The following is a 10038-nucleotide window of genomic DNA, read 5'->3' as shown; positions in this document are numbered from 1 at the left end:
GTGCGGAGGCCGGGCAGGATGCCGGGGGGGGACGCGAAAGGGGCGGGGATCCGAAGATCCCCGCCCCTTTCGACGGTCTGCTGAGACTTACCAGCTGGACTTGGTCACGCCGGGCAGCTCGCCACGGTGTGCCATGTCACGGAAGCGGACACGCGAGATGCCGAACTTCGTGAGGACACCGCGGGGGCGGCCGTCGATGACGTCGCGCGAACGCACGCGAGCCGGCGACGCGTTGCGCGGCAGCTTCTGCAGGCCGACGCGTGCGGCCTCGCGGGCCTCGTCGGTGGCGTTCGGGTCGACCAGGGTCTTCTTCAGCTCTGCGCGACGCTCTGCGTAACGCTCGACGATGACCTTGCGCTGCTCGTTGCGAGCGATCTTGCTCTTCTTAGCCATTGATCAACGCTCCTCTCGGAATTCGACGTGCTGACGGATGACCGGGTCGTACTTCTTGAGCACGAGGCGGTCGGGGGTGTTGCGACGGTTCTTCTTGGTGACATAGGTGTAACCCGTGCCAGCGGTCGAACGCAGCTTGATGATCGGACGGACGTCCTGAGCCTTCTTGGCCATTAGAGCTTCACACCCTTCGCCTGGAGGTCCTTGACCACGTTCTCGATGCCGCGGACGTCGATCACCTTGATGCCCTTGGCGGACACGTTGAGCGTGATCTTACGACCGAGCGACGGAACGAAATAGGTCTTCTTCTGCACGTTCGGGTCGAAGCGGCGCTTCGTCCGGCGGTGCGAGTGCGAGACGTTGTGACCGAAGCCGGGAACAGCTCCAGTCACCTGGCACACTGCTGCCATGATGTGACTCCTTCTATACCGTGAGACCGGACGGCCTCACCCAAGATCCCTTGTCTGCGCGCAACCCTCCACCCGCCGATTCCTCGGCCGCAGAAGGGGGAAGCACACGAACTGCGCACAGGAGTGTGCGCAGACAAAGAGACAGTTTAGCACGCTCCACGCCCCACGCCCGCGCACGACGCGAGAGGTCAGCAACTGCCGGATACCGAGGGCGCGACCCCGCACTCTGCGACCCCTCACGCGGAAGCCACGCGAGAGTTCGCGCGGCGGGCACGCGAGAGGCCCGCCCGCGAGCGCGCGGGCGGGCCTCAGGACATGGCTACTCCGTGACGGGGATCGACGCCGCCTTCAGGGCGTCGATGGTCTTCTCCTGCCCCTTCTTCAGCGCATCGCCCAGCGTGCCGTCACCGGACACGGCGGCCTTGAACCCGTCGGAGACGTCGGCGTAGGTCTGCGTCATGGTCGGACCCCATGCGAAGTCGGGCGAGACCTGCACGGCGGCATCCGCGAAGATGTCGTAGATCTTCTGACCGCCGTAGAAGTCCACGCCGTCGGCGTAGACGGGCAGCTTCAGGCCCGCCGTGGTGGCGGGGTACAGGTTGGCCGCCTCGGCGAGCGCGGTGATCGCCTCGTCCGAGGTGTTCAGCCACAGTGCGAACTTCGTCGCCTCGTAGAGGTGGTCGCTGCCCTTGAGCACGGCGGTGGACGATCCGCCCCAGTTGCCGGCGGCGGTGTCGCCGGCCTTCCACTGCGGGAGCGGGGCGACGGCCCAGTCGCCGGCGGTGTCGGGGGCTCCGCTGGAGATGGAGTTGGCGCCCCACACGGCGGAGTTCCAGGTCCAGACCTGGCCCGAGTTGTACGCGTTGTTCCACTCGTCGGTCCAGGCCGGAACGGTGGCGACCAGGTCGTCGTCGATCATGCTCTGCCAGAAGTCGGCGACCGTGGTGGTGGCGTCATCGGTCAAAGTCACGTCCCAGCCCGCGTCGTCGCTCGAGAACCACTGGGCGCCCGCCTGCCAGGCGAAGCCCGCGAACTGGTTGATGTCGGACTGCGAGAAGTTGGTGATGTAGCCGCCCAGAGCACGGATCTGCTCGGCTGCGGTGCGGTACTCGTCCCACGTGGTCGGGATCGCGATGCCGTTCTGCTCGAACAGGTCGGCGCGGTAGAACAGCGCCATGGGTCCGGTGTCCTGCGGCACGCCGTAGATGCCGTCGGTGCCGAGCGTCACCTGTCCCCACGCCCAGTCGACGAAGTCGCCCTCCGCCGCCACGACGTCCTTGCACGCGCTGAGATCCTCGACGCCGTCCTGCACCAGGAAGTTCGGCAGGGCGTCGTACTCGATCTGGCCGAGGTCTGGTGCGTCTCCCGCCTTGATCTGGTTGAAGAAGTTCTGGTACGTGCCGCCGTTGCCGTTGGGGCCGGTCTGCACCTTCACCTGGATGTCGGGGTTCTCCTTGTTCCAGATGGCGACGACGTCTTCCATCCCGGGGACCCAGGTCGTGAACTCCAGGGTCACGTCTCCGCCTGCGGGCGTGCACGACGCGGCGCCGTCGCCGCTCGAGGTTCCGTCTCCGCCGCCTGCGGAGCAGCCGGTGAGCGCGAACGCCGCGATCGTGACGACGGCGGCCGCCTTCTTCTTCGAATGCTGCATTTCTTGTCCTTTCGTGAATGCGAGGGTGGTGGTGCGATGCCGGGCGGCGGGTCCGCCCGGCATCCTGCTCACTTGAGCGCGCCGGCCCCGAGGCCGTTGCGCCAGAAGCGCTGGAGCAGGAGGAATGCGACGATGAGCGGGATGACCGAGAGCAGCGCTCCGACGAGCACGAGGCTGCGCAGCTCGGGGATCTGGCTCAGCTGGGTGTTCCAGTTGTAGAGGCCGTAGGTGACGGGGAAGAGCTCTTCACTGCGCAGCATGATCATCGGCAGGAAGAAGTTGTTCCAGATGCCGACGAACTGGAACAGGAACATCGTCACCAGCGCGGGGGTCATCAGTCGGATGCTGACGGTGAAGAACGTGCGGATCTCGCCCGCGCCGTCCAGCCGGCTGGCCTCGAGCAGCTCGTCCGGCACCGACTGCGCCGCGAAGATCCTGGCGAGGTACACCCCGAACGGGCTCACGATCGAGGGCAGGAAGACCGCCCAGAACGTGTTCGTCAGCTGCACCTGGCTGAACAGCAGGAACAGCGGCAGCGCGAGCGCGGTGGCGGGCACGAGCACTCCGCCGAGCACGATGTTGAACAGCGTGTCACGGCCGGGGAACCGGTACTTGGCGAGCGCGTACCCCGCCATGGCCGCGAGCAGCGTCGCGATGGCGCCACCCAGAGCCGCGTACAGGATCGAGTTCCACAGCCACTTCAGGTAGATGCCGTCGTTGTACGCGAACACGGCCCCGATGTTGTCGAACAGCCGGAAGTCCGCGAACCACAGCGGCGCCGTGGTGAGGATGTCGCCGGTGTCCTTGCTCGACGCGACCAGCAGCCACCACAGCGGCATCAGGAAGTAGAGCGTGAAGACGACCATGATCAGCATGGCCCCGGCGCGCGAGATCCCCGACTCCCTGATCGGCGACTTCCCGGATGAGGCCTTCACTCCGCCCGGAGCGACGATCGATGCGGTGCTCATGCGTTGTCCTCCTTGCGCTGCATGTACTTCATGAACCCGAAGGAGAGCACGAAGGTCGTCACCGCGAGCACGACCGAGAAGGCCGCGGCGAGGTTGGTGTTCGGGATGGATGCCGTGGCGTACACGGTCATGTTCGGGGTGAACGTGCTGGTCACCGCCGAGCTGAACGAGCGGAACACCTGGGGCTCGGCGAGCAGCTGCAGCGTGCCGATGATCGAGAAGATCGCGGTCATCACGATCGCCGGCCGCACGAGCGGGATCTTGATCGACCAGGCGACGCGCCACTGGCCGGCGCCGTCGAGCCTGGCCGCTTCGTACAGCTCCTGCGGGATCGCGAGCAGCGCCGAGTAGATGATCAGCATGTTGTAGCCGACGAACACCCAGGTGACGATGTTGGCGATCGACCACAGCACGAGGTCGGCGCCGAGGAAGTCGATGTTCTTCGTCAGGGCCGTGAAGGGCGAGAGGTTCGGTGAGAACAGCGACCCCCACACGATCGCGGCGATCACACCGGGGACCGCGTACGGCACGAAGAAGGCGAGGCGGAAGAACCGCCGCCCCTTGACCAGCGGGGAGTCGAGCAGGAGCGCGAACAGCAGCGCCAGGCCCAGCATGACCGGCACCTGCACGACGCCGAACATCAGCATGCGCCCCATGGACGCCCAGAACGCCTCATCCTGGAAGACCAGCGCGTACTGGGCGAGACCGCCGAACACCTGCTCGGCCTTGCCGAAGGTGCCGTCGCGCTTCACGACCAGCAGCGACTGCCAGAACGCGTACACGATCGGCACGATGTAGAACAGCGTGAACAGGATGCCGAAGGGCACCAGCAGCATCGCGATCGCGCGCTTGTGCGGAATCCGGCGTCGGCGCATCTGCGCGCCGACCGGTGACGCGAGCGTCGTCGTCATGCGTCCTCCTTGATGATGCGGACCGCCCCGGCGGGGACGGTTCCGGTGGTGGGAGCGCCGGTGACGAGGTCGCGGCCGGTGGCCGTGATCTCGATGTCGCTGACGCCGTGGTTGATGATGAACAGGTAGCTGCCGGACTCCCCCGCGCGGCGGACGATCTCGACGTCGCGGCCGGCTCCGGGCTGCGGCGCGACGTCGGCCGATGCCGCGATGTCGGCGATCAGTCGTCGATAGTCGTCGCGGCTCGGCTGGCTCGCGAGGTACCACGCCTCGCCGCCGCCGTGCCGACGGCGCGTGATCGCGGGCTCGCCGGCGGCCGGACCGTCGACGTAGGACGCGACGATCTCGGCACCCGTCGTCGTGAGGCGCTCGCTCCACGTCGATGCCGTCGTGCCGTCGCTGAGGGCGACGGTCTGTCCGGGGAGCAGCGGCGCGAACTCCTCGGAGCGGATACCGAGGAGGTCACGGAACGCCCCGGGGTAACCGCCCGTGCGCACCCTGTCCTCCTCGTCGACGATGCCGCTGAAGAACGTGATCACGGCCGTGGCGCCGTTCTCGACGGCGCGGGCGATGGCCGCGGCATCCGCATCGCTGATCAGGTGCAGCGCCGGGACGACGAGGAGGCGGTAGCGGTCGAGAGCGCCGCCGGGGCGCACGACGTCTGCGGTGATCCCCGCATCGGCCAGCGCGGCGTGCGCGGCGTGCACCTGCTGCAGGTACTCGAGCCCCTCGCTGGGGCGCCCCTCGCCCTCCGCCGCCCACCAGCTCTCCCAGGAGAACAGCAGGGCGGCGTCCGCGACGACCTCGGTTCCGGCGAGTTCCCCGAGCCGGTCGAGGATGCCGCCGAGCTCGACGGACTCCCGCCACTGCGCAGAGTCTTCACCCGCGTGCGGGAGGAGCGCCGAGTGGTACTTCTCGGCGCCCTGTGTCGACGCCCGCCACTGGAAGAAGCAGATGCCGTCGGCTCCTCGGGCGATGTGGGCGACGACGTTGCGTCGCAGCTCTCCCGGGGCCTTCGCGAGGTTGTAGGGCTGCCAGTTCACGGCGCCCGTCGAGGTCTCCATGAGGAGCCAGGGCGCCCCGCCCGCGAGTCCGCGCGTGAGATCGGCGGCGAAGGACAGCTCGCCGCGGGCGTCGTCGAGACGGCGATCGAGGTAGTGGTCGTTGGCGATCAAGTCCATGTCGGACGCCCACGTCCAGTAGTCGAGATTGCGGATGTGGGCGGTGACCATGAAGTTCGTCGTGACCGGTCGGTCGCTCCGGGCACGCAGGATCTCGGCTTCGGCGCGGTAGAGCGCGAGCTGCTCGTCGGAGCTGAACCGCTGGAAGTCGAGGACCTGGCCGGGGTTGCGCAGCGACAGCGCCTGTGCGGGAGGCCGCACCTCGTCGAAGGCGCCGTAGCGCTGGCTCCAGAACGTCGTGCCCCATGCCCGGTTGAGCGCGTCGATGTCGGCGTAGCGTGCACGGAGCCACCCGCGGAACGCCTCGGCGCTGGCGTCGCAGTAGCAGAGGGCGTTGTGGCATCCGAGCTCGTTCGAGACGTGCCAGAGCGCGACGGCGGGGTGGTCTCCGTAGCGATCCGCGACGCGGGTCACGAGTTCGGCGGCGTACGCGCGGAACACCGGGGAGCTGGGGCAGTACGCCTGACGTCCGCCGGGGTGGAAGACGGTGCCGTCCTCGCCGACCGGCAGGATCTCGGGATGCCGGGCGGTGAGCCAGGGCGCCGGGGATGCCGTGCCGGTGCCGAGGTTGATGCGGATGCCGCCCTCGTGCAGGAGTCCGATGATCTCATCGAGCGCGGCGAAGTCCCACACCCCCTTTGCGGGGTTGATCGACGACCAGCCGAAGATGTTGATCGCGGCGAGGCCGATCCCCGCCTCCTGCATCAGACGCACGTCCTCGGGCCAGACGCTGCGGTCCCACTGCTCCGGGTTGTAGTCGCACCCGAAGACGAGTCCGCGCCCCTCGGTGAGCGAGGAGATGCGGGTGGGCACGGCGGCGGCCATTCGGTGACGCTCCTTTGCGAGAGATGTGTGCACGTGCACAGATTTGACCGAAGAGAAAGAGGATCAGATTTCTGTGAACGTGCACACATAGTCGCAGGTGTCGGCGGATCACGTCAAGTCCTGATCGATAGGCTGTGCACATGACCTCGTCCGGACGCCGTCGCAGCACCGTGCACGACGTGGCGCGCGTCGCCGGCGTCTCGCGCGGAACGGTCAGTCGCGTGCTCAACGGCGGCTACGTGTCCGACGCCGCGCGCAGCGCCATCGAAGACGCGATCCGCGAGGTCGGGTACGTGCCGAACACCGCCGCGCGCAACCTCGTGCGGCAGCGCACGCAGGCCGTCGCGTTCATCGTGCACGAGCCCCACGCGCTCTTTCTCGAGGACCCGAACATCGGGGCGATCATGCTCGGGGCGAACGAGACGCTCTCCGAGGCCGACTACCAGATGGTGTGCCTCGTGGTCGACTCCGTGCGCGACACCGAACGCGTCGCGCGCTACCTCAACGGCGGCTTCGTCGACGGCGCCGTCATCGTCTCGGCGCGCACGCAGGACCCGATCACGAAGGCCGTGATGCGCCTCGATCTGCCCGTGGCCTACGTCGGCCATCCGCCCGACGTCGACGCCGCCTGGGTCGGCATCGACAACCGCGGAGCCGCACGCACGATCACCTCCCGGCTCGTGGCGACCGGCAGGAAGCGCGTCGGCATGATCGCCGCCGCTCTCGACAGGGACTCGGGCACCGACCGCCTCGCCGGCTTCACCGATGCGCTCGGCGACGCCTTCGACCAGTGCCTCGTCGAAGAGGTGCCGCTGTACTCGTACGCCGACGGGGCATCCGCCATGACGCGCCTGCTCGAGCGCGCTCCCGACGTCGACGGGGTGTTCGCGGCCTCCGACGCGGTGGCCGCCGGCGCCATGTGGGCCCTCCGCGAAGCGGGGCGACGCGTGCCGGAGGACGTCGGAGTCGTCGGCTTCGACAACAGCACGTGGGCGACCCGCACGACGCCGCCGCTGTCGACGGTGGACCAGCCGGCCGAGGGGCTGGGGGCGGCAGCCGCGGCATCCGTCCTCTCCCAGCTGGGAGACGATCAGCGTCCGCGGGAGGGCATCCTGCTCGACGCGCCCGTGGTCTGGCGCACCTCCGCCTGAGCGTCCCTCGCGCCTCTCCCCCACCGGAACGCCGAGACCGTCGGGTCGCCGGCGATCCAGAACCGCCAGGGGAAGGCATCCGTTCCCGCCGCTCCGGCGACGCCGACCCGCGGCCCCGACGCGACGTCGGCCACCGGCGTCTCCGCCAGCCACAGCTGCGCCCTCGCCCCGTGCCATCCGTCGCCGGAGACCGCATCGATGCCGTCGTGCAGCGGATGCCGCAGACCCGACGCCTGCCCGAACCGCCCAGGCCCCTTCGCCAGATCCCGCAGTGCGAGCGGCGTCAGCGGAAGGTTCGCACCGCGACGGAGGGCCGCGGCATCCGCGCCTCCCGTGACCTCGCCGGCGCGCAGCAGGATCCCGCCCGCCTGCCCCTCCGGCCCTGCGACCACATTCACGCAGGAGTGGATGCCGTGGCTCAGGTACACGTACAGATGACCCGGCTCTCCCCACATCGTCGCGTTGCGGGCCGTGCGGCCCATGCGGGCGTGCGAGCCGGGGTCGGGGATCTCGCCCGTGCCGTGCCCGTGGTACGCCTCGACCTCGGTGAGACGCAGGCGCACCTCCTCCTCGCCGACGACCGTGCGCAGCTCGGCGCCGAGCAGACGCGGGGCGACCTCGAGCGGCAGACCGCTCAGATCATCCCGGGTCGCGCGGCGCATCAGTAGTGCGGGGCGGTCGCGCACCACGAGGCGTCGAAGCCGGTCAGCGCGACCAGCTCCTTGCCCGTGCGGAGGTCGAACAGGTGCGTCTGGACCGTCTGCGGAAGCGGCAGCAGCATCTGATCGTAGGGGTTGTCCGCGAGGTTCGGGGCGATCGCGACGGCGGCGTACTGGCCGCTCGGCGAGGCGCACGCCTGCAGGATCGAATCACTCGGCCCGACCTCGGCGATCTTCACGGCCTTGCCGTCGTCGCCGACCCTGACGATCGCCTGCCCGTTCGGCATCCCCGTCTCGTCGAGGGATGCCACGTGGCGCAGCGTGCCGCCGGGGAACGGCGTGATCGTGCTCGCCGTGCCGTAGTCGGGGTCGGATGCCGCGAGCGGCTGCTCCGTTCCGTCGGCGAGGTTCAGATCCACGACCGAGCCGTCGAGGCGCTCGATGACGGCCGTGTACGTGCCCCGGGAGACGCCCTGGATGTCGGTCGCGAGACCCAGGGACTGCACCCCCGAATCCGCGGAGTGGTCGATGAGCGAGAGCGCACCATCGAAGTCGATGAACAGCATCGCGGCGGAGTCGGGCACGAACTGCCAGACGAGGATGTTCGCCTCCTTGTCGCCGACCTTGACGATCGTCGGATCCCCGCCGGAGAGGGGCTGCGTGACCAGGACGCTCGCACGCCCCTCGGTGTCGCTGAGCTCCTGGTCGGAGTAGGTGTAGCCGACGAGCCCGCCGCGGTCGGACACCTGGATGGAGCCGATGTACCCGACGCCGGGGAGCTTCAGCTCGCGCTTGTTCGAGCCGTCGCGGTTCATCACGTACAGCTTCGAGACCTCGTCCTCCTCGACGGAGACGACGAGGAGGTTCGAGGTGGCGCGGAAGTCGTTGATCTTGTCGTCAGAGAACACCGGAACGGCCTTCTCCCCGGTGAGATCCGTGCGGAAGATCGTGTCCTTCTTCTTCGCGTCGCGCTTGAGCAGGAAGATCGAGGATGCCGGCGTCGTGAAGCTCTTCGTGAGCGTGGTCGTCGGCCCGCCGCCGGCGCCGGTGACCCCGGCGACCGTGATCGTGTACTTCGTGGAGTCGTCGAGCGGAACCGTGAAGCGGACGCCGATGCCGCGGCCCGAGGCATCGACCGTGAACGGCACGGCGGGCTTCACGGTGACCTGGGAGTCGTCGATAGGAGCGAGGGACTGGTTCGCGGTGAGGATCACGCGGCTGCCGCTCGACTCGATCGCGTGCATCGGGTCGACCTGCGTCGCGGTGATGCGCGGTCCCTGCGTCAGGCTCACGGCGCCGAGCCCGGCTCCGACCAGCACGAGGATGCCGAGCACGGATGCCAGTGCCAGCGCGAAGCGCCGCGAGGCGCCGGACTTCTCGGACGTCGGGGCGGACTCTCCGGTCGTTGTGCGAGCGGAGGCGCTGGTCGCTGACGAGGACTCCCCGGTCGTTGTGCGAGCGGAGCGAGACGAAACGCCCGCAGTCGTGCGCGCGGCCTCGGCCGGGGCGTCATCCGACGTCGATGCCGGAGACGGGCGTGTCGTCTCGTCGCTGCGCTCCCCGCTCAACGACCGGGTGGCAGAGTCGGTGTCGGTCGACCGGGTGGCAGAGTCGGTCGCGGACCGTGAGGCGAACTCGGTCGAGGAGCGGGCGAACGGGTCGATCGCGGAAGAACCGGTCGTCGAGCGAGCGGAGCGAGACGACACGTCTGCAGGTCGATTCGCGGCTTCGGTCGCTGCGGCCGCTGCGGCGGCTGCCTCGACCATCGCCGCCCGCATCGCCGCCTCGCGTTCGTCTGCGGGCTCGAAGCGCGAGCGGGATGCCGGAGCATCCGGTGTGGTATCCCCGGTGGACTCACGGGTCGACGCAGCGGCCGCAGCGACCGAAGC

10 protein-coding genes are annotated in these 10038 nt (G+C 68.9%); 1 reads left to right on the top strand and 9 read right to left on the bottom strand.

Features of this window, described 5'->3' with window-relative positions; genetic code table 11:
- Positions 1-87 precede the first annotated feature (87 nt).
- The 7 genes from rpsN to CQ047_RS18200 all read right to left on the bottom strand — a co-directional run bounded on the left by rpsN (position 88) and on the right by CQ047_RS18200 (position 6339).
- Positions 88-393, bottom strand: coding sequence for a 30S ribosomal protein S14 (gene rpsN / locus CQ047_RS18230; RefSeq protein ID WP_017829734.1), 306 nt, complete (start codon positions 391-393; stop codon positions 88-90).
- Between the two features lie 3 nt (positions 394-396).
- The gene (gene rpmG, locus CQ047_RS18225; RefSeq protein ID WP_017203558.1) at positions 397-567 is read right to left on the bottom strand and encodes a 50S ribosomal protein L33; all 171 of its coding nucleotides are present in this window, start codon (positions 565-567) and stop codon (positions 397-399) included.
- Positions 567-803, bottom strand: a complete 237-nt coding sequence (rpmB, locus tag CQ047_RS18220) for a 50S ribosomal protein L28 (protein ID WP_017203559.1) — start codon at positions 801-803, stop codon at positions 567-569. The genes rpmG and rpmB overlap by 1 nt, the downstream gene beginning before the upstream one ends.
- A gap of 319 nt (positions 804-1122) precedes the next feature.
- Positions 1123-2454 (bottom strand): ABC transporter substrate-binding protein, encoded by a 1332-nt coding sequence (locus CQ047_RS18215; protein ID WP_105677435.1) that lies wholly within the window; start codon positions 2452-2454, stop codon positions 1123-1125.
- A 68-nt stretch (positions 2455-2522) separates the two neighbouring features.
- The gene (locus CQ047_RS18210; RefSeq protein ID WP_105677433.1) at positions 2523-3422 is read right to left on the bottom strand and encodes a carbohydrate ABC transporter permease; all 900 of its coding nucleotides are present in this window, start codon (positions 3420-3422) and stop codon (positions 2523-2525) included.
- A complete protein-coding gene (locus CQ047_RS18205; protein ID WP_105677432.1) occupies positions 3419-4333 on the bottom strand; it encodes a carbohydrate ABC transporter permease in 915 nt (304 codons plus the stop codon). The genes CQ047_RS18210 and CQ047_RS18205 overlap by 4 nt, the downstream gene beginning before the upstream one ends.
- Positions 4330-6339 carry a beta-galactosidase gene (locus CQ047_RS18200; protein ID WP_105677431.1) on the bottom strand — a complete coding sequence of 670 codons (2010 nt, stop codon included), beginning with the start codon at positions 6337-6339 and terminating at the stop codon, positions 4330-4332. The genes CQ047_RS18205 and CQ047_RS18200 overlap by 4 nt, the downstream gene beginning before the upstream one ends.
- A gap of 140 nt (positions 6340-6479) precedes the next feature.
- Between CQ047_RS18200 and CQ047_RS18195 the strand changes: the two genes are divergently transcribed.
- Positions 6480-7490: a LacI family DNA-binding transcriptional regulator gene (locus tag CQ047_RS18195; protein WP_105677429.1), complete on the top strand. Its 1011-nt coding sequence runs from the start codon at positions 6480-6482 to the stop codon at positions 7488-7490.
- Here CQ047_RS18195 and CQ047_RS18190 read toward each other — a convergent pair.
- Positions 7430-8152, bottom strand: a complete 723-nt coding sequence (locus tag CQ047_RS18190; protein WP_105677437.1) for a DNA-3-methyladenine glycosylase — start codon at positions 8150-8152, stop codon at positions 7430-7432. The genes CQ047_RS18195 and CQ047_RS18190 overlap by 61 nt on opposite strands.
- On the bottom strand, positions 8152-9915 hold the full coding sequence (locus CQ047_RS18185; RefSeq protein ID WP_258132741.1) for a DUF5050 domain-containing protein: 1764 nt from the start codon (positions 9913-9915) through the stop codon (positions 8152-8154). The genes CQ047_RS18190 and CQ047_RS18185 overlap by 1 nt, the downstream gene beginning before the upstream one ends.
- Between the last annotated feature and the right edge of the window lie 123 nt (positions 9916-10038).

The sequence above is a fragment of the Microbacterium sp. MYb72 genome, assembly GCF_002979415.1.
Lineage (GTDB): Bacteria > Actinomycetota > Actinomycetes > Actinomycetales > Microbacteriaceae > Microbacterium > Microbacterium natoriense.
The sequence above is the reverse complement of the archived record's forward strand: the minus strand, read 5'-3'. Positions and strand labels throughout refer to the sequence as shown.

Excerpts from the sequence above, each read along its gene's own strand:
- rpsN (WP_017829734.1), bottom strand. The coding sequence starts at position 393 with ATGGCTAAGAAGAGCAAGATCGCTCGCAACGAGCAGCGCAAGGTCATC.
- rpmG (WP_017203558.1), bottom strand. The coding sequence starts at position 567 with ATGGCCAAGAAGGCTCAGGACGTCCGTCCGATCATCAAGCTGCGTTCG.
- rpmB (WP_017203559.1), bottom strand. The coding sequence starts at position 803 with ATGGCAGCAGTGTGCCAGGTGACTGGAGCTGTTCCCGGCTTCGGTCAC.
- CQ047_RS18215 (WP_105677435.1), bottom strand. The coding sequence starts at position 2,454 with ATGCAGCATTCGAAGAAGAAGGCGGCCGCCGTCGTCACGATCGCGGCG.
- CQ047_RS18210 (WP_105677433.1), bottom strand. The coding sequence starts at position 3,422 with ATGAGCACCGCATCGATCGTCGCTCCGGGCGGAGTGAAGGCCTCATCC.
- CQ047_RS18205 (WP_105677432.1), bottom strand. The coding sequence starts at position 4,333 with ATGACGACGACGCTCGCGTCACCGGTCGGCGCGCAGATGCGCCGACGC.
- CQ047_RS18200 (WP_105677431.1), bottom strand. The coding sequence starts at position 6,339 with ATGGCCGCCGCCGTGCCCACCCGCATCTCCTCGCTCACCGAGGGGCGC.
- CQ047_RS18195 (WP_105677429.1), top strand. The coding sequence starts at position 6,480 with ATGACCTCGTCCGGACGCCGTCGCAGCACCGTGCACGACGTGGCGCGC.
- CQ047_RS18190 (WP_105677437.1), bottom strand. The coding sequence starts at position 8,152 with ATGCGCCGCGCGACCCGGGATGATCTGAGCGGTCTGCCGCTCGAGGTC.
- CQ047_RS18185 (WP_258132741.1), bottom strand. The coding sequence starts at position 9,915 with ATGGTCGAGGCAGCCGCCGCAGCGGCCGCAGCGACCGAAGCCGCGAAT.